Source organism: Paenibacillus sp. FSL A5-0031, from assembly GCF_001956295.1.
Taxonomy (GTDB): Bacteria; Bacillota; Bacilli; order Paenibacillales; family Paenibacillaceae; genus Pristimantibacillus.
In genome coordinates this window covers 115470-139129 of the sequence record NZ_MRTD01000018.1, presented here as the reverse complement: position 1 = coordinate 139129, position 23660 = coordinate 115470, and the positions used below count along the sequence as shown (strand labels likewise).

At 43.9% G+C, this 23660-nt stretch carries 19 protein-coding genes; 5 read left to right on the top strand and 14 right to left on the bottom strand.

Annotated features, from left to right (window positions below; translation table 11 throughout):
• Positions 1-24: 24 nt before the first annotated feature.
• A complete protein-coding gene (locus tag BK120_RS26525; protein WP_256711032.1) occupies positions 25-1479 on the bottom strand; it encodes an alpha/beta hydrolase family protein in 1455 nt (484 codons plus the stop codon).
• A 275-nt stretch (positions 1480-1754) separates the two neighbouring features.
• Between BK120_RS26525 and BK120_RS26520 the strand changes: the two genes are divergently transcribed.
• Positions 1755-3215, top strand: coding sequence for an MFS transporter (locus tag BK120_RS26520; RefSeq protein ID WP_076270513.1), 1461 nt, complete (start codon positions 1755-1757; stop codon positions 3213-3215).
• 75 nt (positions 3216-3290) lie between these two features.
• Here the strand turns inward: BK120_RS26520 and BK120_RS26515 are convergent, their stop codons facing one another.
• The 3 genes from BK120_RS26515 to BK120_RS26505 all read right to left on the bottom strand — a co-directional run bounded on the left by BK120_RS26515 (position 3291) and on the right by BK120_RS26505 (position 6104).
• The gene (locus tag BK120_RS26515) at positions 3291-4061 is read right to left on the bottom strand and encodes an aminoglycoside phosphotransferase family protein (RefSeq protein WP_218639604.1); all 771 of its coding nucleotides are present in this window, start codon (positions 4059-4061) and stop codon (positions 3291-3293) included.
• 199 nt (positions 4062-4260) lie between these two features.
• Positions 4261-5076 carry an ABC transporter permease gene (locus BK120_RS26510; protein ID WP_076270511.1) on the bottom strand — a complete coding sequence of 272 codons (816 nt, stop codon included), beginning with the start codon at positions 5074-5076 and terminating at the stop codon, positions 4261-4263.
• Positions 5073-6104 (bottom strand): ATP-binding cassette domain-containing protein, encoded by a 1032-nt coding sequence (locus tag BK120_RS26505; protein ID WP_076270510.1) that lies wholly within the window; start codon positions 6102-6104, stop codon positions 5073-5075. Before BK120_RS26505 ends, BK120_RS26510 begins: the two co-directional genes overlap by 4 nt.
• 255 nt (positions 6105-6359) lie before the next feature.
• Here BK120_RS26505 and BK120_RS26500 point away from each other — a divergent pair, with 255 nt between their 5' ends.
• A complete protein-coding gene (locus BK120_RS26500; RefSeq protein ID WP_076270509.1) occupies positions 6360-7085 on the top strand; it encodes an MBL fold metallo-hydrolase in 726 nt (241 codons plus the stop codon).
• A 115-nt stretch (positions 7086-7200) separates the two neighbouring features.
• Here the strand turns inward: BK120_RS26500 and BK120_RS26495 are convergent, their stop codons facing one another.
• Positions 7201-7860: a helix-turn-helix transcriptional regulator gene (locus BK120_RS26495; protein WP_076270508.1), complete on the bottom strand. Its 660-nt coding sequence runs from the start codon at positions 7858-7860 to the stop codon at positions 7201-7203.
• 169 nt (positions 7861-8029) lie between these two features.
• Between BK120_RS26495 and BK120_RS26490 the strand changes: the two genes are divergently transcribed.
• The gene (locus tag BK120_RS26490) at positions 8030-9397 is read left to right on the top strand and encodes an MFS transporter (RefSeq protein ID WP_076270507.1); all 1368 of its coding nucleotides are present in this window, start codon (positions 8030-8032) and stop codon (positions 9395-9397) included.
• Positions 9398-9525: 128 nt separating this feature from the next.
• On the opposite strand, the gene BK120_RS26485 is transcribed toward BK120_RS26490, so the two are convergent.
• Positions 9526-10641, bottom strand: coding sequence for an NADH:flavin oxidoreductase (locus tag BK120_RS26485; RefSeq protein ID WP_076270506.1), 1116 nt, complete (start codon positions 10639-10641; stop codon positions 9526-9528).
• 198 nt (positions 10642-10839) lie between these two features.
• On the opposite strand from BK120_RS26485, the gene BK120_RS26480 reads away from it, so the two are divergent.
• Positions 10840-11370: a hypothetical protein gene (locus BK120_RS26480; RefSeq protein WP_076270505.1), complete on the top strand. Its 531-nt coding sequence runs from the start codon at positions 10840-10842 to the stop codon at positions 11368-11370.
• 60 nt (positions 11371-11430) lie between these two features.
• On the opposite strand, the gene BK120_RS26475 is transcribed toward BK120_RS26480, so the two are convergent.
• Together BK120_RS26475 and BK120_RS26470 are read right to left on the bottom strand one after the other, a co-directional pair.
• Positions 11431-12294: an RNA polymerase sigma-70 factor gene (locus tag BK120_RS26475; RefSeq protein ID WP_076270504.1), complete on the bottom strand. Its 864-nt coding sequence runs from the start codon at positions 12292-12294 to the stop codon at positions 11431-11433.
• A 2-nt stretch (positions 12295-12296) separates the two neighbouring features.
• Positions 12297-13613 (bottom strand): protoporphyrinogen/coproporphyrinogen oxidase, encoded by a 1317-nt coding sequence (locus tag BK120_RS26470; RefSeq protein ID WP_076270503.1) that lies wholly within the window; start codon positions 13611-13613, stop codon positions 12297-12299.
• Between the two features lie 235 nt (positions 13614-13848).
• Between BK120_RS26470 and BK120_RS26465 the strand changes: the two genes are divergently transcribed.
• Complete coding sequence (locus tag BK120_RS26465) at positions 13849-15030, top strand: MFS transporter (RefSeq protein WP_076270537.1); 1182 nt, start codon at positions 13849-13851, stop codon at positions 15028-15030.
• Between the two features lie 84 nt (positions 15031-15114).
• Here BK120_RS26465 and BK120_RS26460 read toward each other — a convergent pair whose 3' ends face one another.
• From BK120_RS26460 to BK120_RS26435, 6 genes are all read right to left on the bottom strand, one after another.
• Positions 15115-16767 carry an MGH1-like glycoside hydrolase domain-containing protein gene (locus BK120_RS26460; RefSeq protein ID WP_076270502.1) on the bottom strand — a complete coding sequence of 551 codons (1653 nt, stop codon included), beginning with the start codon at positions 16765-16767 and terminating at the stop codon, positions 15115-15117.
• A 109-nt stretch (positions 16768-16876) separates the two neighbouring features.
• A complete protein-coding gene (locus tag BK120_RS26455) occupies positions 16877-18205 on the bottom strand; it encodes an ABC transporter substrate-binding protein (protein WP_076270501.1) in 1329 nt (442 codons plus the stop codon).
• 134 nt (positions 18206-18339) lie between these two features.
• Entirely contained in the window at positions 18340-19176 is an 837-nt protein-coding gene (locus tag BK120_RS26450) for a carbohydrate ABC transporter permease (RefSeq protein ID WP_076270500.1), read from the bottom strand.
• Positions 19177-19183: 7 nt separating this feature from the next.
• Positions 19184-20098, bottom strand: a complete 915-nt coding sequence (locus tag BK120_RS26445) for a carbohydrate ABC transporter permease (RefSeq protein WP_076270536.1) — start codon at positions 20096-20098, stop codon at positions 19184-19186.
• Positions 20099-20161: 63 nt separating this feature from the next.
• Positions 20162-21775, bottom strand: coding sequence for a response regulator (locus BK120_RS26440; RefSeq protein ID WP_076270499.1), 1614 nt, complete (start codon positions 21773-21775; stop codon positions 20162-20164).
• Positions 21768-23570 (bottom strand): sensor histidine kinase, encoded by a 1803-nt coding sequence (locus BK120_RS26435; RefSeq protein ID WP_076270498.1) that lies wholly within the window; start codon positions 23568-23570, stop codon positions 21768-21770. Before BK120_RS26435 ends, BK120_RS26440 begins: the two co-directional genes overlap by 8 nt.
• Between the last annotated feature and the right edge of the window lie 90 nt (positions 23571-23660).

Below are 23660 nucleotides of genomic sequence, written 5' to 3'. Positions count from 1 at the left end.
AGACTATTAGCAAAAATAGTTCAATTACATCCTCTTTTTTGTATAAACCTCATCAAACTTCACTTCGGGATACTCCGGCGACCACCCGTTTAGGAGTGCCTGCTGTTCACCCTTTAAATATTGATCAAAAAAGGCTCTTACATAGGACCGAGTTATATCAATATTATGCGCTGCTTTAATGCCCTTAGCAAAAATTGATGGCGATATAAGCGCTATATCCGTGAAGCTCTGATGATTAAAATGATCGATGGTCAAAAAGTAAGTGTCATTTGTGCTTCTCGTCATCACCGACTCCAAATCAGGAGTAAACTCCTCATAGAAATAATTGTTCTTTTTCGTATTCGTTGGATCTAAGCTCGCTGCTGTAATGCTGGACATCATATACATAAAGGGCTGCTGCAATCCGGTATGGGCAACTTCACCCCAGAAACCGCCTTCTAAACTAACACCTGCCTTGAATCGCTTGTCCTGTGCGAGTGCTTCAGCAGTCGTTGCTCCTCCATAGGAGTGTCCAAATATGCCAACGTGATCTAAATCGAGCTTGCCTTCGAACAAGCCAATAGGGTCCGACGTGTTCCATTTTGTTATCGTATCCAGCACAAAGGATGCATCTGCTGCACGAATGCCAACGCCTTGGATGTTGTACTTGTATAGCTCTGCCGTAGTTGGAAACTCAGGTGTTGCTTCATAAAAAACAGAGCGTCCATCAGGAAATTTAACTTTTGCTGACGTATAGGGATGGTCGATACCGACAACAATATAACCGTGACTGACCAGCTCCTCGATAGCTGTTATGCTCTGGAACCGGGTTGATCGAATCCCTGGGGAGAACAGCAATACCGGATAGATGCTTTTATCTGAAGACAACTCCGCTCCAGCAACAGCATGCGTAGGAATTGCTGTGACATGACTGAATATCTGCTTCGGAATACCAAATACCAAACTGATCGCATCCCCGAGCTCAGCTGGATAATGCTCCACTTTCTTACCTTCCATTTTACTCCGATCAGCAGGATACCAAATATTCACCATAAGCTCCCGTTTGTCACTCAGGTCATCTCCAGTTAAGATCTCATCGCGCGTCACATCTGTTAAATGCTGTGAAATGGTCCCAATCCCATAACTCCCGGTTGGTTCAGGCATTGTAAATACGGGCAGCAGTCTGCTCAAATATACAGAAGAAACCGAAAGAGCCAATACGACAACAGTTAGCAAACTGTTTTTTAACAAACGCTTAGTGCGGACTTTGCTGTGCGGCTTAACCAATCTAAGGAGCAATACAAAGATTAGCATTAAAACAGCACCATAGGCCGGAACCATCTGTATGCGAAAATGATCGATTATTCCATGCAAGAATACAACCAACACTAAGGACATACATAACACTGCATTCAGCCGCCGCTCCCTTTTGCCAAATAGGATTCCCGCCGTGACTGCAATAATGAGTAAAATAACAACTACCTCTAATATTCGCATCATACATAACCTCCAACTTCATCTCAAACTTCAATTATGGATAGCCGTAATTGATAAGATAGAGCATAAATGTTGAAGTATACTTCAAGGTCAAGCTTTAATTGGGACATATAATAAGATTTCGAATTCACCATTTCTGACGACAACTTCCAGAAATATATCGTTGATCTCATATTTGTTGCTGAACCTTCACTTTCCATCTGCCTCGTTCTGTTTTTATCGCCTAATTAAATGTTAGAATAGAGAGATCAATTCAATCTATATTAGGAGCATGAAAAGTGCGAGGACATCCAATTCACATTTTACGAATCACAGGTTTTTTAGATGGTATTTCATTGCTTTTATTACTATGTATCGCTATGCCCTTGAAATATATATGGGGAATAGAGCAAGCCGTGACGCTTATGGGAAGTATTCACGGGGGGATTTTCAGTTTATATGCTGTAGCGATACTTTATGCAGCTATTCGAGTGAAGTGGAGTTTGCTTTGGCCTGCAGCAGCAGTAATTGCGGCTTTTGTGCCATTAGGCAACTTTTTGCTCGATTGGCAGCTTAAGAAGGCACAAGCCAAATTTAGCGTAAAACCTTTTAACTATGCCATATTAGTGTACAGTATCGTGTTTTTCTCTTTTATAGATTTATTTACACAGCTGCCGGTTATGAGTACTTTTGCCGCTTCCGTTGGTGCAAGCTCGTTTATTGTAGGCATTGTTGTTGGGCTTTATTCGTTAACCAATACGTTTGGCAACATATTGTCTGGTATTATGACGGATAAGGTAGGGCCGTTCAAAATACTAATGATCGGTTTGCTTCTGACAAGCAGCGCACTGCTGTTATATCAATTTGTTGACTCTCCAGTCGTATTAATAATCGTACGAATCATTCATGGTTTTGTGGCCGGCTTAATTGTTCCAGCTGCGTTTACTTTCTCTGCAAATACTACGATAAATAATGAGCAAGGGAAAAAAGTTGCCTTCACAGGTACCTTTGTTGGATTAGCCGCCATTATTGGACCTGCTTTCAGCGGAATTATGGCAAGCAAAACTTCCGTACCCTTCGTTTTTACTTGTGTGGCTGTATTAGGGTTTGCACTCGCCATTTTGTCTGCTATTTTTCTAAGCAAGTACAAACCATTAAAGAAAGAAAAAGAAAAAACGGTCGAACAAGCAGCAGGCTCATTCTTTAATGCAGGTGTTATGAAAGCTTATGGCGGTGCCTTTTTCTTAATGTTCTCTCAAGGTGTAATCGCATATTTGTTGCCTCTGCATGTTCAAACGCTTGGATATGATTCCAAATTAAGCGGTACGCTAATGAGCACTTTCGGGATCATTGCCGTTCTCATGTTTGTACTTCCTACAAACCGTATATTCGATCGCGTTTCCCCATCAAGAACGATGGCATTAGGCATGGGTTTAATGGGATTAAGTCAGCTGCTTATTAGCCAATCATCAACGACATTAGGACTTTATTTTGTTTTAGGACTATATGGTATCGGCTTTGCTTTCTTGTTCCCATCCATCAATACGATGCTCATTAGAGCTACGCCAGCTGAGCTTCGCGGGAAAGCTTATGGATATTTCTATGCCTTCTTCTCTCTTGGTGTTGTTGCAGGCTCATCCGTTCTGGGATGGCTTCCTTTCAACATTATCGAAGGGTTCATCTTTACTGGAATCATCCTTCTGTTATTTACTGTTTTCATCGCCTTGAACAAGCAAAAAGAGCAAGCCTTCAATCACTAGTGCATAGCTGCAAAAAAAAGACAGCCTTCCATTCAACTGGAGGCTGTCTTTTTCTTTCTCCACTTTAGCCGCCATTTACTGCTGTTCTCTCCAGCGGGGTTCGTCAGGACATTCTCCAACTCTAGCCGCAATGATTACCGATAAATAGTCTTGTATCATTTCACGGGTAACCTCCATTTGGACAAGATACAAATCTGCCAATGTTCTCTTTAATCCCCTAACCACTTTTATATCCTCTGTACCTTCAGGCACGGGTGTATACTCCACCAAAAATACAGTTCTTGCAACATCATATAAAAAATGTCCGTGGCACACATTCATGAAATCGATAACTTTTGTCTGGCCATTGGATAATAAAATATTGCCTGGATGAAAATCACCATGACAAAGTGTGTCTCCATCCTTCAATTCACTCCATTTTTGCAATACACCTTCTTGTTCCACTCCATTAGCCGATGACGCATTTGTTATATTGTATTTTAAAAATGATTTGTAATCCGGCACATCGCTAGTGCTAACTCTGTTCTCTAAAATCGACTTATGAAGCTTGGACATATGTTCCGCGCATCCATGGAGATCACCTGTTTTCAAAACCCAATCGAGCAGTGATTCGCCCTCCACTTTGTCATAAATAATACCCATACGCTCTTCACAACTAATCATTTCATATGCCTTTGGTTTTGCGAAGTTCATTTCATTAATGGCTTGTGCGTTTCTAAACTCTCTTTCTACATCACTTTTTGGATAACCGTGAACGAAAAGCTTAAGCACTGTACCTTCTTCCCATTCATATACCGATGCGGTATTGCCTTCACCGATTAATTTCCCATATTTCATTGATGTCATCTTTCCTTTCCAAATGGCTGATTCGTTTCATGATATCCTCTATACTTTTCTACCAATGATCATAGCATATTATGGAAATTCGCGAACTTCACTAGAGCTCACTATAAAAAAATAAAACAAAAAAACGGCATTTCTGCCGTTTTGATTAAAGTGATTGGTGAAGCTTGGCGCTAGCACTGTCTGAACATCACGCTGTTCATTATGTCCGGCGCATATAGGCACGAACCGTAATCGGTGCAAAGATCGCTACGATCACAATTGCTCCGATCAGAGAGATAGCCAAATCCCAGCCTACCGTTCCAGAGTTGGTCAAATCACGGACGGCACTCACAAGATGCGAGACCGGATTGATGTTGACAAACCATTGAAGCCATTTCGGCATTGTATCAACCGGTACAAAGGCATTGGAAAGAAACGTCAGCGGAAACAGCACAATCATCGATATCCCTTGTACGCTTGAGGCAGTACGGGCAATGACGCCAAAGAAAGCGAAAATCCAGCTGATTGACCAAGAACAGAAGATCACAAGTAGAGCAGCGATGGCCACATGATCGAGGCCTCCATCAGGACGATAGCCCATAATGTATCCCATAGTTAAAGTGAGTACAGTAGCAATCGTGTACCTAATGGTGTCTGCAAGCAAAGCTCCAGCTAACGGAGCAATTCGTGAGATGGGCAATGACTTGAATCGATCAAATACACCTTTGTCCATGTCCTCGCGCAATTGAACGCCAGTAACGACTGAGGTCGTAATTACAGTCTGTACGAGAATGCCGGGAATGATGACGGGCAAATAACTGATTACGTCGCCAGAGATGGCACCGCCAAAAATATAGGTAAACATTAAAGTAAAGATGATTGGCTGAAGTGTAACATCAAACAATTGCTCAGGTGTGCGCCGAATTTTAAGCAGGCCGCGATAAGCCATCGTTAATGAATTACGAATGGTTTGACCAAAGCTCGTGTGGTTTTTCAGCTCACGATCAAATCCTGATTGAATGGAAGTGCTTTTCATACTTTTACCGCCTCCGCTTTATTGGATACATCGGACGCTTGTGCAGCGTCCTCTTTAACACCATGACCTGTGATTGTGAGGAACACCTCATCTAGGGTCGGTTTTTGTACGCTCATTTCTGCCAAATGAATCCCTCTCTCACGCAGTGCGATAAGCAGATCTGTGACCAAATCGGCATCCGCCATAGGGGCCGTAATCATTCCGGCTTCATATAACACAATTGATTGTGTTTTCAGCACATGTTCAACCGTTTGACGAGCTGCTTCGATGTCCAGCGGGTTTACTACTCTCAATTGCAATGAGGAGGTACCTACTGAAGCTTTCAGTTCATCCACCGTGCCCTCTGCCACTACCCGACCGCGATCGATAACTGCGATTCTATCAGCCAATTGATCCGCCTCATCGAGGTACTGTGTCGTTAACAGCACAGTCGACCCCGTCTTCACCAATCGGCGAATCGTATCCCACATCTGAGCACGCGTACGCGGGTCGAGCCCTGTAGTCGGTTCATCCAAGAAAATAAGCGGCGGTTGTGCAATAAGACTCGCCGCCAAATCCAAGCGGCGGCGCATGCCGCCGGAAAAGTTTTTCAATGGCCGCTTCGCTGCTTCCGTCAAACCAAACTCCTCAAGCAATTCATCTGCTTTACGCTTCGCTTCTGAACGCCCAAGCCCTAACAGCCTAGAGAAGATAACTAGGTTTTCTGTAGCGCTTAGTGATTCATCAACCGATGCGTACTGGCCGGTAACCCCAATTAATTGACGAACAATCTGCGATTCCTTTACTACATCGTGCCCGAAGATTCGCGCCGAGCCTGCGTCTGGACGAAGCAAGGTTGCGAGCATACTAATCGTTGTGGTCTTGCCTGCTCCATTCGGACCAAGCACACCGTAAATTGAACCCGCGCGTACATTCATATTCACGCCATCCACAGCCCGATTTTCACCAAAAGTTTTTACGAGTCCGTTCGCTTCGACAGCCCAGTCACCGTGGTTTGGCTCTATTTTCTTGTTATTTACATGAACCATTGTAATTCCTCCTATACAACTGTTGATAACGTGATGGTAACGTACCTTTGTAAACTGAATTTAAACGAAAAATGATCTGCAGTTTAAATCTTACGTTTTATCGAGCGCTAAAATTCTATCCCTGACCTTAAATCCACAGAAATAAAACATCCCACTTAAAAGCAGATCACCAAAAAAAGCCCCTATTTCTCTGCCGATTGCAGGAAATACGGACTTTCTTACTGACCGCCATTTGAATTAGGGTCTGTTTTAGATATTTATAAAGGAGCGATTGCAAATAAAACCTTTTTGATTGATCCATTTTTGGCGAAAAAGGGGGCAAATCCTCCGTTTCCAAATACATTGAATCAGGATACATTTAACCCAACAGTAGATCTCCCCATCGAAGAGATCATAGATGCAGATGTCGTTATTGTCACTCATTTACATCCTGATCATTTTGACGCCGCGGCGATCGAAGCATTGCCGAAAACTATTCCTATTATTGCACAGTCTGAAGATGATGTCGCAGTCATCCGAAAAGCAGGTTTTCAAAATGTACAATCGATAGATCGTATTACGTATATAGAAGGCATTAGCTTAACTAGAACAAACGGAAAACATGGTATTGGCGAAATTGGAAAGATGATGGGCGAGGTTTCTGGCGTTGTCTTTTACCATACGGATGAAAAAACACTTTATCTTGCAGGAGATACGATATGGTACAATGATGTTGAGGACAGCATCAGACTGCATCGTCCTGAAGTCATCATTGTAAATGGAGGGGCTGCACAATTTCTTCAAGGCGATCCGATCATTATGACAAAAGAAGACATTTATCAAACCTATATGGCAGCTCCGCAATCAACCATTATCGTTTCACATATGGAAGCACTCAATCACTGCTTATTAACTCGAAGAGAATTACAAGCATTCCTTGATGAAAAGGAACTTTCAAAACATATTTTAATACCCATTGATGGTGAATCCATCACTTTTTAAATAAAAATCATTTGCCTCTGGCGTAATTAGGCTGTCGAGAAACTCTCGGCAGCCTTCAATATGTCTAATTTATATAAATCCTGCCGCCTAGTAAAGGATTCAAAGTACTTTACAGCTAACTATTTTGTTCCATAACCTTATAAACACAGTTTCTTCCGCCTGACAAAATATGCTCTACGCGTTCGATCTGAACTTCACTGCCTAGCACGGATTGAAAGAGGCTTAACTCATTTTTACATAACCCGGCACAAGCAGCAGCAGCTTCACAGATCGGACAATGCTTCTCTATAAACAACAGGCTTCCATCGCCTAGATCCTTGATCTCAGCCATATAACCTTCTTTTGTGCGAATATCAGCCAGTTTCTCCAGTTTTCCAATTAGATGAGGTTCCCCGCCAAGTTGGAAAAGATATTGCTCCAGCATATTTTTATTTCGAACCGCCAGCAGCTTATCCAGTCCCTCGATTCCGAAAGCCTCTCTCATAGATTGAAGCAGACTAACTGACAATTCTGAATACCCGCTTGGAAAAAATCGATCAGCTTCAGGCGTCAATCTCCACAGCTTAGCCGGTCGTCCCATCGGACGAGCTTCTTCTTCATACGTAACTAATCCTTCTTCTTTCAGCGCATTTAAATGCTGGCGAATAGCCATTCCAGATAATAGAAACTCTGAGGCTAATGCCATAACATCCATACCACCCTGCTGCTTCAGCAGATTAATAATTCCTCTTCGCGTCTTTGTTGAGGAATCTTTGTTCGTTTGACTTCCACTCATTATAGGGACCTCCTTTTGAGGCAACTGACTCTATATCACTCTCTACATTTTAAATAAAAATGTTGACAAAGTCAAAGCCGAACGGTAGCCTGAACTTTATAAAGAAATATGTTTACTAAGTATCCGGATATGGCGTATACATAAAAAATTTTGTTGGAGGTTAAAGGCAATGCCGAATCATCAAAGCATTTTCAGTCCGCGTTACTTTGCACTATCGATAGGAATTATTTTGTCAGTGATGGCAGTAGGATTTGAGGGCCTAGCCGTAACCACGATCGCTCCTTCCATCGCCGGTGATTTGAATGGCATTCATCTCTTTGGCTGGATATTCAGCACTTATCTGCTTGCTCAGATTGTTGGCACCCTGGTTGTCGGTCGTATTATTGATAAAAAAGGGCCAGCAGCACCGTTTACGATTGCACTTGTTTTGTTTATAGCGGGTCTGATTGCTGCAGCTGCTGCCAGCGATATGTTCGTTATGATTGCGGCGCGAGCGCTGCAAGGCCTTGGTGCTGGTGCGATGATGACTTGCGTATACACCGCTATCTCCTTAAGCTATCCCGATGAATTGCGTTCCAAAATACTCGGTGCATTCGGTACAGCCTACGTCCTTCCGTCTATGCTCGGTCCATTCGTTGCCGGTTTGATTGCAGAACAGTGGTCTTGGCGATTTGTGTTCTGGGGCATATTGCCGATTATTGTTTTGTCAGCCATTCTTAGCTTGCCGGCTTTTAGAAAATTGAAGGTACAAGGTACAAGGGAGGGAAATGGTGCCGCCGCTACGTGGATGGCTTTATTTTTAACGATAGGTACTGGTATTTTCCTCGTTGGACTTGGCATGCTGCCCAAAATTACAGGAGCTGTATTAAGCATTGCCGGCTTAGCCATCATGTCATATCCACTGCGCAAGCTGCTGCCTACGGGCACTCTACTATTCCGAAGAGGAATGCCGGCTATTCTAGCAACGCGTGGACTTTTCTTCGCCGCATATGTCAGTACACAAAATTTTCTTGTGTTAGCTCTAATCGATATCAAAGGCATTAATCCCGCTCATGCCGGATTAATTGTTGCCAGCGCGGCGCTTAGCTGGTGTCTCTTTGCTTATTTGCAAGGGCGCTGGGATACAGCAGACCAAGGCCGCGGGCGCAACAGAAGAATTATTTTAGGCGTGCTGCTGCTCACATTAGGTTTTGCTTTAGTCGTTTGGATTCCAAACGTAACGGTTGCCTTGGCCGTAATGGGGCAAATCATTGCAGGAATTGGAATGGGATTATCCCATCCAACGAGCGGTGCGGTTGCATTTGCCCATACTAGTGATGACGGAGCTGGCGAGACCTCCGCTAATCTGCAATTTGCAGATTCTTTCACACCGGGTGTGGTCATCGGTATAGGCGGTGCTATCCTTGTCGTTAGTCAGGCTGCCGGAATGACGATGCAATCGGGATTGATTGTAACGATGGGATTTAATCTTTTGTTAATACTAATGAGTTTATTTGCAAGTATTCGTATTTCTTCTAAGAAACCAATGGCAGGCTAAAACGCGATGAGAGGATCTGGAGGAGGAGAGATTATCTCAAGCGAATGAATGAGTGAGTTACTCTGTCAGTTAGTTCATAAAGAAGAAGAGGAGCCTAATTACAGGCTCCTCTTCTATCGTGTACGACATTAATATAAAGTTTTTGTAGCGCCTGCATCATAGCTCAGCAGCTCATCTGTTCGATTGTCGCGTATTTTGGCTGCCCATTCTGGATCAGCAAGCAGTGCACGGCCTATGGCTACCAGATCAAACTCTTCCATTTCCAGTCTTTCAATTAAGCTGTTCAGAATGGCCGGCTTCGCTGCGTCCCCGCTGCTGCTTCTAAATTCATTGTCCAGCCCAACTGAGCCTACAGTTATCGTTGGTTTTCCTGTCAGCTTCTTCGTCCATCCTGCCAGATTTAGATGAGAATCCTTGAACTCCGGCTCCCAATATCGCCGCGTTGAACAATGGAAGACATCCACTCCCGCATCAGCAAGCGGCGTCAAAAATTGCAAAAGCTGCTGAGGTGTTTCCGCCAATTTGGCATCATAATGACCTGCCTTCCATTGTGAGAATCGGAATACGATTGGAAAATCTTTTCCGACTGCACGACGGCAAGCCTCAACTATTTCAACGGCGAAACGTGTCCTCGCTGCAAGATCACCGCCATAACGATCAGTCCGTTTATTGGTTTGGTCCCAGAAGAACTGATCGATCAAATAACCATGCGCGCCATGAAGCTCAATACCATCAAAGCCGATTCGTGCTGCATCTGCCGCTGACTGTGCGTAAGCAGCGATAACATCCCCAATCTCTTTCTCCGTTAGAGGCTCTGTTATTTTCTCACCTGATAGATTAAGTCCCGAAGGACCAATTGGCAATGCTTCGTTATTGGGGAGGTCGCCAATTTTGCGCGTTAACCCAACATGCCATAGCTGCGGAATAATTTTACCGCCGGCTTCATGCACTTCTTTTACCACGTTGGACCAGCCGCTCAGCGCAGCCTCCCCATGAAAGTGAGGCCAATTCGGACTTGCAGCAGCAGCCTTATGATCGATTACGGTTCCTTCAGTAACGATAAGACCGACGCCATTCTCCGCCCGCCGACGATAATAAGCCGCAACATCAGCCCCTGGAACTCCATTTGGGGAGTATCCTCTTGTCATTGGCGCCATTACAATACGATTGGCAACCTGCAAATTTTTGGAGACAAAGGGCTTAAATAAAGCTTCAACCGCTGTTTCATTTGTGGTATTAGACATGTACATTCCTCCTATATATTGGATTTGAGTTTAATTAGGTTTGTGTACTATAGATACTATCATGAATTACCGTGTATTCCCAGCACTTTACTTATTTTCAATGCTATAAAACCGAAAACCTTTTAATCTAAAAAAGCCCACTGATGGTATAATGGAAAAGGAATCCAAATAAAACAATTGTCCAACAGGAGGGTTTGTATGGATTATCTTCGAGATTACACTATGTATGCAGCTATATTTGGCATGTTTAGTTTCAGTTGGTTTGGCTGGGCACAAGAAAATCCTAGAGCGAGTTGGCGCAAATACATTGGCATAGCATCTGGCATTGCACTTTTAGTATGCTTGGCAGGCGTCTACCTTAGTATAACGAACTGGGACGCACCCTCCGCTTTGTCTAATCAATCATCTTTCAAAAACTATTTGATTTCGGTATACACTGAGATTATTTTGGCTGGTGCGGGTGCTTTTGTATTTATAAAAACAAAACGCAGCAAATACGTTTCCCCTTGGATTGCCTTTATTGTTGGTATTCATTTTATTAGTTTGAAACATGTTTTCAATGATCCCAGTTTATATTTACTTGCTGCATTGTTGGTTGCCGTTGCCATCAGTACTTTATTCATATCTCCAAAGCTTAAGGTAGCCCATAGCGCAATTACAGGTATTGGTTCTGGTACCGCTTTATTCTGCTTCGCCCTCTTAGGCTTGATTCGATATTTCTTGGTCTAATACGAGCCAAAACAACCATAACTGCATCTCTGCTGTTATGGTTGTTTTTTTATTTATTTTCTATCTATTAAAATGGCGCAGCTTCTCTGGATTCATGACGATATAAATGTCCGAAATGACGTTGTCTTTGATATGAAAGGTAATAACCGAAAACGTAAGCTGACCAGACTTAATCACAATGCCGCTATTTCCATTTAGTTCAACAACATCACAAGTGAAATCTGAAGGAACTTCCGGCCTAATCGCCGTAAAATAACGGATAATAAGATTTTGCCCAACAATCGGACGCAGAGCCGCATTTGTTTTGCCGCCTCCATCCGTATACAATACTGTTTCCGTGGAAAGAATCGCCAGCATGCGATTGATATTGCCAGAAATGATCGCGTTTACGAATTCCTCCATCATAGGACTAGCAATCTCCTGCGGAGCCAATTTACTGCTGGAAGAGGACCCTATGCTTTTTTTTGCCCTATAAAAAATTTGCCTACAGTTTCCGCTGCTCTTATCGAGAATAGCGGCAATATCTTGAAATGGATAATGAAATAGCTCCCTTAGTAGAAAAACAACACGCTCTACGGCGGTCAGCTGCTGCAATAACAGCAAGTATGCGGTAGACAACATTTCCTTCGAAATGTATAGTTGGAGCGGATCGTTTGAGTTAACACCACTCGTAACGAGAGGCTCTGGCAGCCATGGCCCCACATACAATTCCCGCTGCCTGCTTGTCGAATTCAACTTATTCAGGCATTTATTCGTAACTACTTTGCACATATACGCTTTAATAAACTGAATATGATCAGACTGATCTTCATGCAAAGAGATAAACGCGTCCTGAACAATATCCTCCGCATCCGCGACACTGCCCATCATTTGATAAGCGAGCGAAAATAATAACGGCTTCAATTCAACATATAGCTGTTCCATATTCACATGTCACTCCCATTCATACCTTTATGTTGTCTAATTACGGCTTGTGCGGCTCTTCTAGCGCCAGCAAGCACAGCATCAACCAAAGTTTCTCCAACATGACCGGTCCAATCTCCCGCAACATAAAGACCTGGGATTTCCGGAACTTCCGGCCCTGGATAAATGCCATTCTTATCAATAGAAGCAAAATCATGAGCAACCGTTATATTCGGTAAAAACTGACGGGTAGCTTCTACTTCGCGCCATCCCGGCTGCATAAGATCCAGCGCTTGCTCCAAGTGCTGTTCATCCTCTTTGGGATAGCTCGGATTTTCTCCAAGCTGCTTAATCATATGAATGACGACAGAATCCCCATCGTCGTTATGGCTCGCAACGGAGGTTGGGTTGTTATAAAAAATAGGAGCATCCAACCAGAAGCCAGCGATGAAGGACGCGCTTGGATTCGGTAGACGATGCAATACAAGATCCAAACAAGCCGCTTTTATCGTATGCGCTTGCTCCTTCCAATTAGAAAGCAGGTTCTGATTAGCGTCCTTTACAAGCTTGCATGCATCTCCTAGACCAGCGGCCACGATGACAGACGAAATCACCAATGACTCTCCATCCGTAAAACTGACTCGCAAACCTGCTTTGTCTGGTACAATTCCAACTACTGAACGACCAGTCACAATCGTAACCGAGGCTTGCTCTGCTTTTTGCTTTAGCGCATCTACAAGATTTACCCACCCCTTTTCAATATAAAATGCCTTTCCGCCAAACGTTCGCTGCAATTGCTTCACAGCGATTGAGGCTATTAGCAGCTCTGGGTGCGGTACAAAGGTGTTCGTCCGACAAATCGAATAAATAACATGCCTAATCATCGGATCTTGAACTTCCTTTTCAGCCCATTCTCGGAATGTTACCCTTTCGAGTTTCGTTGTATCGATTTTAGCTAATTTCATCATAAACCGTGCTAGCTCTATTTTCCCGGTAAACGAGAACAATTTAGATGTCATCAATTGAACGGGTCCAGTTGGTAAAGGAAACACTTTATTGTTCCATATTGCGGCCACTGATGGTGGTGGATTGGCACCTTTTAGCTTGAGATCAAGCTCTTTTAGCACTTCCTCGCCTACCCCATCCTGATAGAAAGCATGCACACCCAGGTTGAGATACGCTCCTTTCTTTTTCACCGTTAACGCTCGACCGCCCAATCGATTGGACTTTTCGACTAGCAGCACACGTAATCCTGCTTTAGCCAAATAAATAGAAGCTGTCAGACCAGACAAACCTCCGCCAATAATGACTGCGTCATAGGCTGTTTTGAGCTCAATCATAATGATCACCTCAAGTTTTTGCTTATATGACAAATAACAAAGGTGTTTTGTTACAGAAAAGTATTCATTTTAATGCCCTGATCAGCAAGGGGTTACGATTTCATTTACTAATATCTCCAACTATTGGCTCTTGTCTCTGTATAAAGCCACTGTTTTCTTCTAGACAACAAGAGAAAAGTGAGCTACACTTTGTTAGAATTTGGCAAGATCACGAGGAGAATGGAGCAGGTTGAAGATGCGTATTGCCGCAGATATGAAACGTTTTTTGCAAGTGGATGGTGCAGGCAGGATGCTTTTCACCTTATTTTGTTATGGCATCGGCATGGGCATTCTAGCACCGATGAATGCAATTTATTTAAGTGAGAGCATCGGGCTTTCAAAGAATGAAGTTGTATCGATCTTCGTTGTGTCGCTGCTGCTCAATATGGGAACTACGATTACAGTTGGACTGTTAAGCGATAAGCTGCGCAGCAGAAAAAGACTGGTCATTGTCGCTGCTTTGTTATGTCTCGTCGGTTTGTTCATTTACATGAACGCAGAAGGTTATGTCCAGGCACTGATCGGCATGTGTGTTGTGAGCGCTCCGTCCGGACTCATTATGGGACAATTGTTCGCTATATCTCGGAATCATTTTGCTAGACTTGCCGGGGATATTGTGGAGATGGCACAAATTTGGCTGCGCGCAGGGTACAGTGTTGGTTTTTTTTGCGGTTTGCTGGCAGGAGCGAATTTGTATTTGATTGCTACGTTTCAAGGTGTATTATGGGGCAATTTTGCAGGTTACGCTATGCTCGTTATCCTGCTGTTGTTCTACCGGGAACACTCTGAAGAGAAAAAACAAGCTAATATGGGGGCGAGTGAGCCTTTTTCCCTCATTATGTTAATCGCTCTGCTGCTGCTTGCATGCGCAGATGCCATTCGCGGATTGTATTTGCCGCTTGTTGTAAAAACGTTGTTCGGCAAGCCGGAATATATGTCATATATTTGGAGCTCCCAAGCCGTATTCGAGCTGTTGTTCATGACCATCGCCGGGTATTGGGCGGCGAAATACGGCAGCAAAATAATTATTTTAATCGGCGGCTTTGGGGCGCTTATTACTTATACGATTTATGCCCTGCACTCGCCATTAATCGTTTTTTTCCTCATTCAGCCGATTTATTCTTTTTTTGTATCCATCTTGTACGGAGTAGCGATGGGGTATGTGCAGCGCATGTTCGCAGGCCGGACCGGATTCGGCGCTAGCTTGTACGTTTTCATTTCACTAACGGCATCATTAATCGGATATTTGTTACCATTATTTATCGAAGGGTACGATCCATCCATATTCGTCATTCCAATTGCGCTAGTCTCTATTTCAATAACGATTATGTCTATCGTGCTGATAAGGGAACGTCGTCTGTCACAGCTGCCTCAATAACAAAACAAGCCTTGAGCCCAATCGGGTTCAAGGCTTGTTCTTTGTTGCACAATGAACCTCAACAATCACTTTTCAACCCCGCAATTAACGGTAAGTTGGATTTACGAAGCCAATTGCACGCTCCACACTAAACTTGCCGTTCTCATAGGCCAAATACTCATTGCCTTTCACATGAAAAGGAATCTCTTGATTATTATAAATCATTGCACCCTGAATCTCACGCACACTCATACCAATGATCCCCTTCAATTGACCCTCACGATCGGTAATCACGCGAATGCCGCTTGGAAAACGGATGAAGCTTTCTCCATTCCGATACAACTCCGACCCCGTCTGCAAATTTAACAGTTCATAGGTAACACCATCCACGATTCGGCTGTAGCCTGTCTCACCAGTAATCTCTTCTCCATGATCCATATTGTAGGGTACAAGTCCCGTAAACCATAGTTCGCCGTCTGGTCTAGGCAAAATACCGCATAAACGCTCTACATAATCTAACAGGCACAATATCGATGGAGAATACGCCTCAGTAAATCCCTCGTCTCCCGTCCACGGGCTAACCGCCTGCGCAAAGCGGGTTGCTTTGGTAAATGAAGCTAAGATCGGGTACATCACCCAAGTGAGTTCAACGTGACGTCCATGATGCTCGAAAGCATGAGGTGCGCGAATCAAGCTAAGGAAGTTCGATGCGCCTCCCCAGCTATTGTAGCTAGAGAACGGATCAAAGCGCGGATCGTCCATAGCCATCGAAGTAAATGGATATTTGGCAAAAAATTTGCTTGTATTCAATAAATAACGTCTGAGCATCGTATCAAAAAAAGCCTGATCCCCTACTTCGCATGCCATTACGCGCAGCAGCACATCCGATTGTACTCGCACTAGCTCGTCGTTTCGGTCTCGATCATAGAAGAAATGATCCTCTTCATCAAAGCAATAACGATACAAGCTCGTTAAGCTCTCTTCGGCTTTCGCTAGCCAGTGCTGCTTGCTAGGAAGCCCAAGCTCTTCTGCAATACGAGCCAAGTAAAGACGTTGACAATACACATTTGCGGTTAAATCCGGCGCCAAAAAAGGTAATATCGGTGAATCAGGATTCATTTGCGCTGCATCATTAAGATGAGGGGTGTCAGGGACATGCCAGAACCGCGGTGAAAGATCATGCCCCGTATCAAAAGTACTGAATGCCTCTACACAACCTGTTCCACGGGTATTTCGGTATTGAACCAGCCACTCATCGTAGCTTGCCATCGCAGTATACATCGTTTGCAAAAACGGCTTCCCCGCTTGATTCAGCTTATAGTGGTTCCATATACTGCGTGCAAGCGGCGTCACCAGCTGAATCTGCCGAAATGCAGGACCATGCTCCGTTACTTTATAGGGCAACAAACCATCCTCACGCTGGTGCACGGCAAACGAGCGGAAAGTTGCATCCGATACGGAAGGTATAAAGCGAGAAAGCAGCTCAGCATTAATCGTTCCTGTACTTTCCAGCCAACAGCCGAGATAGATTCCTCCTTCTTGCAAAATCGGCTCTTCGCCGCCCGTTGGAACAATACAATCAAGCAGTTTGCGCACTGCTGCATAATAGACCTGCTCAAGCTTGCCTGAACGTGTAGTAAAACGTATTCCGGATTGCTTCCATTCCTCAAGGCTATTTTTATGAGATGGAATCTTCAACTCGCCAATCTTCTCATCTATAGACAGCTCTCGAAGCTGCTTCAGCAATGATTCGCTCATCCTAATCGCCTCGCTTTTCCGATTTAAATGCTTTCTCGACTAAATGTAAAACAGACTGCCGCGAGGCAGCCTGTCTATTCATGCATTGCTAATCCCAACTCACAGGAAACTATTGATTGTTTTTGAATATTTTCAGAGTGCCATTATAAAAGTCCTTAACAGCCACTTCTACGCTCTTGCGTCCGAAACCAATTTCATACATCGTCGATTCGGCAAGCTTGGAATATTCAGAGAAGCCCGGAGGATTGTAGCTGACCGCAAACGGCTCCTTGTTTGTCGCTTCTGAAACGCGGCTCGTGTAGTCATAAACTATTTTCTCTACGCTGTTTGCGCTAGTTTCAAGAAGCTTGCGGTTAGCCGCAACCACTGGTACACCGCGATCATTGCCTAACAATTTAGCAACATCGGGATCATTAATGAAGAAACTCAACAACGTCGCTACCTCGTTTGGATGTTTGGTCTTGGCATAACCCGACAAACCTTGGCTTGACTCGAATACTACGCCTGTTCCCTTCTCGCCGCGCGGCAGCTGTACCATAATCAGCTCATCTTGCGTAAGTCCTTGCAATGCTGCCAATTGATTGGACGGAATTAAGCTCATCGCTACTTTTCCTGTGACAACTAATGACTTACTTGTATCGCCGGGAGGATTGGATACTTGCAGCTCGGAAGGGACAACACCGCCGGCTTTCATCGTTTCATCCCAATATTGGAACCATTTTAACACGTCAGCCTCTTCGAAGCCCAGCGTCCCTTTATCCATATCATAAAGCTGTTTACCTTGCTGCTTCAGGCCGATATCCATTCCATCAATGGACATGTTGTAAGTACCATAGACACCGCTGCCCAGTTTGTCCGAGATCTCTTTGCTGATTCGTGCAAAGTCTTCCCAATTCCAACCATCCTCAGGAACGGGAAGGCCCGCTTTCTCGAACATCGTCTTATTCACAACGACTCCGCGTGCATTAGCACCAGCAGAAATATGAAGAAGCTTGCCGCCGATCGTGCCGTATTGAATCATCGATTGATCCATATCGCTTAAATTAAGCTCTTTATCCACGTATGGAGAAAGATCTAGAAGCACTTCCTTATTCGCATAATCGACCACATTTCCTCCTAAGAAAAAAATGTCTGGCGCTGTGCCGGAAGCAAGCTGCGTATTAAGCTTATCGAAATAGCCAGTGGATGGGGCAAACTCGCCAACAACCTTAATGGATGGGTTTTTCTCTTGGAAAATTTTCAACGCCTCGTTTGTAATATCCGCCCTCTTTTGATCTCCCCACCACATAATGCGCAGTTCTACTTGTTTTGCTTCACTTGACTCATTTCCGTTTTTCTCTTTTTCATTGCTTGATCCTCCACTGCCCGTACCACCTGAGCATGCCGCAGTGAACACCATTAACATTCCTAAAGCCAAAATAAGCAACCGCTGTTTCATTTTGATTTCCCCCAATACTCTATTATGAATTCGCTTTCACTTGTGATGCTACCCTGATTTCCGTTTATACGGAATTTCATTCCTTCGGGTATTCATTATCAATTTTTTCGGTTATCAAGCAAGAATACACATTATCATTTCAAACCGGTAGTTGCGATGCCATCCAAGAAATAGCGTTGAAAAATAAGGAATATTAGCGTGATTGGCACAAGCGACAATGCCGACATGGCAAGCAGCGCGCCCCAATCCGATTGACCAGTAGGATCAAATAAAGAACGAATTCCCAGCTGCACTGTAAACAGCTTAATATCACTCAAGTAGATCATTTGGCTGAAAAAATCATCCCATGACCAAATAAAAGTGAAAATAGCGGCGGATATCAAAGCGGGTACTAAGAGCGGAATGATAATGCGGAAATAAATTTGCCGCGGACTGCAGCCGTCAATCGTCGCACTTTCATCCAGCTCTCTCGGAATTCCGCGGATAAACTGCACCATCATGAGAATAAAAAAGGAATCATGCGCCAGCCATTTTGGCAGAACGAGCGGAAAATACGTATTGATCCATTGCAGCTCATTATAGATGACGTATTGCGGAACAAGCGTCACATGATAGGGAAGCATAATCGTCACCAGCATTAACGAAAACCAAAGCTTCTGAAACTTAAAATTCAACCGCGCGAACGCAAAGGCTGCTAAGGAGCACGTAATCACATTGCCAAGCACGCTTAGAATCGATATCAGCCATGAGTTTGCAAAAAACTTACTAAATGCGATTCCCTGAAAGCCGCGCCAGCCGTTAATGTAATTATCCAGAGTGAATGAGCTTGACCATAATCCCGGCTGTGTAAAGATCAGCTCATTAGGCTTGAAAGAGCTGCTTATTAACCAGAGTACCGGGTAAAGCATGGCGATGCCAAAGATGATGATGATCGTATGTTTAGTTAATCCATTTAACTTTCTCACTTGCATAGCTGCCTTACCTCCCTTCCTTGCTGTCACCGTAAAATACCCAATATTTCGATGTTGCAAAAATAATGGCTGTAAACGCCCCGATGATCAGCAGCATAATCCAGGCTAACGCGGATGCATAACCCATATCGAAGAACGAGAAGCCTTTCATATACAAGTACAGGGTGTAGAACATGGTCGCATCAAGCGGGCCTCCACGGCCGTCGCCAATGACAAATGCAGGTGTAAACGCTTGAAAAGAATTAATAATGCTCATCACGAGATTAAAGAAAATAACGGGAGAAATCATAGGAAGCGTAATGCGAAAAAATTGACGCGCCTTGCCTGCTCCATCTACTTGAGCTGCCTCATACAGATCAAGTGGCACTTGTTTAAGGCCTGCAAGGAAGATTACCATCGCTGAACCAAATTGCCACACGGACAATGAAATAATGGTATAAACAATGTAGCTCGGATGGGAAATCCACGAAGGTCCTTGAATGCCGAACCAGCCAAGAAACTGATTCACAAGGCCGCTGCCATCAAAAATCTGTCTCCACACAATCGCAATAGCGACACTGCCCCCGAGCAACGAAGGGATATAGTACACGGTACGGTAAATGCCTAGCGCTCGAATACCTTTGTTTAGAACCATAGCGACCATCAGCGCGAAAGCAAGACGCAGCGGAACGGAAATGAACACGTATTTGATTGTAAGCCACAAGGAATTCGAGAAGGTTTCGTCATCTTTAAAAATGTTAATATAATTTGAAAAACCAATCCATTTTGGCGACGTTAATAAATCATACTTCGTGAGCGACAAATAAAACGATCCAAGCATTGGACCGAGCGTCAGGCAGAAAAACCCGATCAGCCATGGCAGCAAAAAGGTATATGCGGTTAAGTTATGCTGATTGCTAAGCGGCTTGAGGCTTTTTCTCATCATGAATACCCCTCTCTTATTGATGTAGTTCCATCATAAGGGAGGGGCTATGAACATAGAATGCTAATTCTTTGGGTGTTCACTATCATTTTTTTCTGATTTTAATTCCGATTGCTGCTGACGATAATCCGATGGAGTCATTCCGTACATCCTTTTAAATTTGGAGCTGAAGTAGCTTGCATTGGAGAATCCAGTAAGCTCTGCAATATCCCAAAGGTTCAGCGTTGTTGTTTTTAGCATCCGAACAGCCTCAGCAATTCGTACTTCATTCAAATAGTGAATAAAGGTTTTGCCTACTTTAGCTTTGAACATTTCTGAGAAATAAGATGAATTATAATTGTACTTCTCTGCAATCATCGTCAAATTTAATTCATACATATAGTTCTCGTCAATAAACTGCTTAGCTGCCAAAATCAAGGATGGGTCGCTTTCCTGAGAGTCGCTTTGCCGCTTGCGCTCTATTTTAGCTGCAATACGCATCAGAAACCGCTCCGCTTTCTCTACTGTATCGAGTCCAAGTGTCATTTCCGGCCTTAGCCAAAGCTGTTCGCCGCTCTCCAAAGTGATTTGCGATTCATGCGCAATGGTCTCAAGCATCAAGTAAAGCTGGAAAATCAATTTGACAAAACGAAGCTGCGATTTCATTCCGCGCTGTAATTCTTGTCTAATCGCTGCTTCAAACGATGAAAGCTCTCCTCGAATTAAATACCGCTCAATAACCTTAATGGTATGCTCAGGTATAGCCGTATGCCCCTCAGAAGCGGGAGCTAGTCCAGCAACTTTGCCGTATGGCATGTTCCATGCCAGCAAAGAGCTAATATAACCTTCTTTCCACTGCTTAAATCCGCTTACCGTTTGACCGGTACCTATTTTAATTTCAAAGGCCATGTACTTATTTACGCTTTGAGTCAGAAACTCCGCAAATTCCCGCTCCAATTCATGATCCGCAGCGATTACAAAATGCATGAGGCCAGGATAATTGGTATCACGAAAAACCTCCATCTTCCCTTGGAACTTGTCTGCGCATTCTCTTGATATGATATCGAACGGCAATCGAAACTTGTCCGGCGTACGGTCGACCGAAGTGTTGGATTCCCCTCGCTCCCATAGCCCTGCTGTTATAAACCTAACCTCACGTTTATCCCATGAATCCAGCTCAAACAATCGGGAACGATCTTTTATAGTACTTTCCTGCAAAATCTCTTCCTTTACGAGATGAACGATAAAATGCTCTTTCATTTCCTTATAATATTGGGAGAGCCGCCACTGCGTCATAGCAGCCTGATCATGGCTTTGCCTGTCCTTGTCCAGTTCCTTCTTTACGTTTGAAAGCGTGTCGGTCAATTCTTTTCTAGCAACAGGTTTTAACAAATACTCGCGAGCCTGATTGCGAATGGCTGCTTTCGCATAATGAAAATCCTCATAACCTGTAATGACGATCAGGCGCAGCGATGGGTACTGCTCGTGACAGGAATCTAAAAATAACATACCGTCCATCACAGGCATGTTCATATCTGTAATCACAATATCAATAGCCTCTGCCGAAAGCCTCTCGAGCGCTTCGACGCCATTAGAGGCTTCCCCTGCAATGATAAGTCCAATACTGTCCCAGTCCACCTTAAGCTTTAGACCCTGACGGATCTCGGGTTCATCATCCACGATTAATACTTTATACATGTTGGTGTTCCTCCTGTGCTGGTAGTATGAGCTCTATCGTTGTACCCTCGCCAAGCGTAGAATCGATGCGGACCTCAAATAGTGATTCGTAGTAAAGACGGCAGCGTGCAAGAACATTTCCTAGACCAATTTGGCTGCTCCGGCTGGTAAGAATTTGCTCCAGCTGAACGGATTCCGATCGCTCCAGCAGCTTCTTCTGCTGCTCGCTTGTCATCCCCGGTCCGTTATCTGACACGATTAGATGAACCCTTCCCGCAGCATGGCTTACACGTATGCGGACGATTGCCTCGGATTGATGCATAAAGCTGTATTTAACGGCGTTTTCTATCAACGGCTGGAAAATAAATTTTACCGTCGACAATCTTAAAAGGTCGCCTTCCTCCTCAATCGTTATGTTCAGTTGATCACCGAAGCGAATTTTCAAGATCGACAAATAATAGTGCACATAAACAAGCTCTTCTTCCAACGGAACGAGATCATCGCTAATTTTAAGAGAGAAACGCATCATTTTCCCTAGTGATTCTATAACTTCGACCGTATCATCCGTCCGTCGCTGTATGGCTAAGCTGCTCATGAGCTCCAGCGTATTAAACAGAAAATGCGGATTAATTTGCATGAGCAGCGCTTTGTATTCCGCTTGCTGCCTAAGCAGCTTTAGCTCAAACTCGGTTTTGATATGCAGTCGCAATCTCGAAACCATGTTGCGGAATGTTTCAGTTGCAAAACCCACTTCATTGCGCACCCTCTTCTCAGGCGCGAGACGGCTCTCTGCAAGTACAAAATCGCCTCTTTGTACATGCCGCATTGCGAGTACCAGCCGTGAAAGCGGCTTCGTAATTCCATGCGAGAACCAAGTCGCCAGTATCAAAGACACAATTAACAAGACAGCCGCAACGATTAGAATCGTGCTTCGCAGGCGAAAGAGTTGTGAATACAAATCTTTCTCTGATACGAAACCAACGAGCATCCAGTTCGTTTTCGGCAGTTTTTTGTATACTAAAATTTCTTTTTCTCCGCTTAAATTATTTAAATAAACGACGCCCTGCATCCTCCAGCCTGTCCGTAAATCGTCAACCTGCCGTACCATCTCCGAATGGGCTCCGTATTCGTTCTGGGACAGCATTGGTTTGCCATGCTGATCTAATAAATAGATCGTTCCGCTTTCCCCAAGATGGATTCTGCCTAGCGGCTCCAGAAAATAGTCAGCGCTTACATTAATCTTCATCACACTTTTTGTTAGTGAAGGCTCAAATGAACTGATCGGCATCAGCATACTGATTACCGGATGTTTGTTGTTATTTCGCAGCTCTGCGACATCCGTATGAGCCGGAATCCAGTATTGATCCTCGTTTTTAAAATCGAGATACCACTTTTCCTTCAGAAAGGAATCGTTAGACACAACTAAATTGCCGCTGCTGACCCACATGCCATCCTGACGATAGACGGCGACACCAGAAACACTGGAATAACTGTTCGTTGTCTGCGTCAAAAACTGGCTCATTCGGTAATGGGCAAGATTTTTTTCTCCCTCCGTGGATGCGGAATCAGACGCTACTGCATCCCAATTATTCGTAATATCGCTATTAAAAACGATAGAGGCTAAATCATAGATTTGTGTTTGAACCATATCAATGTAAGATCCGTATTCATCCATTTTCTCCAGTGCTGAAGATTCAATGTAAGAGCGAATAATGGAACGGGACTCATTAAATAAAAGAATGGACAGTGTGACGAAGGATAAAACGAATAGTAAACAAAAGATTGCAATCAAACGACTTTTTAACGAATAAAACATAGCCAGTCCCCTCTCATGCCAGCCTTTCTTCTAACGATGTTTAGCCCTGGTAATAAATCTAGAAATAAAGTTGCTGCAATCCCCTCTTCT

Coding starts and splice junctions, on each gene's coding strand:
- BK120_RS26480 (WP_076270505.1), top strand. CDS start 10,840: ATGGATTATCTTCGAGATTACACTATGTATGCAGCTATATTTGGCATG.
- BK120_RS26490 (WP_076270507.1), top strand. CDS start 8,030: ATGCCGAATCATCAAAGCATTTTCAGTCCGCGTTACTTTGCACTATCG.
- BK120_RS26495 (WP_076270508.1), bottom strand. CDS start 7,860: ATGAGTGGAAGTCAAACGAACAAAGATTCCTCAACAAAGACGCGAAGA.
- BK120_RS26485 (WP_076270506.1), bottom strand. CDS start 10,641: ATGTCTAATACCACAAATGAAACAGCGGTTGAAGCTTTATTTAAGCCC.
- BK120_RS26475 (WP_076270504.1), bottom strand. CDS start 12,294: ATGGAACAGCTATATGTTGAATTGAAGCCGTTATTATTTTCGCTCGCT.
- BK120_RS26455 (WP_076270501.1), bottom strand. CDS start 18,205: ATGAAACAGCGGTTGCTTATTTTGGCTTTAGGAATGTTAATGGTGTTC.
- BK120_RS26470 (WP_076270503.1), bottom strand. CDS start 13,613: ATGATTGAGCTCAAAACAGCCTATGACGCAGTCATTATTGGCGGAGGT.
- BK120_RS26440 (WP_076270499.1), bottom strand. CDS start 21,775: ATGTATAAAGTATTAATCGTGGATGATGAACCCGAGATCCGTCAGGGT.
- BK120_RS26525 (WP_256711032.1), bottom strand. CDS start 1,479: ATGATGCGAATATTAGAGGTAGTTGTTATTTTACTCATTATTGCAGTC.
- BK120_RS26505 (WP_076270510.1), bottom strand. CDS start 6,104: ATGGTTCATGTAAATAACAAGAAAATAGAGCCAAACCACGGTGACTGG.
- BK120_RS26445 (WP_076270536.1), bottom strand. CDS start 20,098: ATGAGAAAAAGCCTCAAGCCGCTTAGCAATCAGCATAACTTAACCGCA.
- BK120_RS26450 (WP_076270500.1), bottom strand. CDS start 19,176: ATGCAAGTGAGAAAGTTAAATGGATTAACTAAACATACGATCATCATC.
- BK120_RS26515 (WP_218639604.1), bottom strand. CDS start 4,061: ATGACATCAATGAAATATGGGAAATTAATCGGTGAAGGCAATACCGCA.
- BK120_RS26510 (WP_076270511.1), bottom strand. CDS start 5,076: ATGAAAAGCACTTCCATTCAATCAGGATTTGATCGTGAGCTGAAAAAC.
- BK120_RS26465 (WP_076270537.1), top strand. CDS start 13,849: ATGCGTATTGCCGCAGATATGAAACGTTTTTTGCAAGTGGATGGTGCA.
- BK120_RS26435 (WP_076270498.1), bottom strand. CDS start 23,570: ATGTTTTATTCGTTAAAAAGTCGTTTGATTGCAATCTTTTGTTTACTA.
- BK120_RS26460 (WP_076270502.1), bottom strand. CDS start 16,767: ATGAGCGAATCATTGCTGAAGCAGCTTCGAGAGCTGTCTATAGATGAG.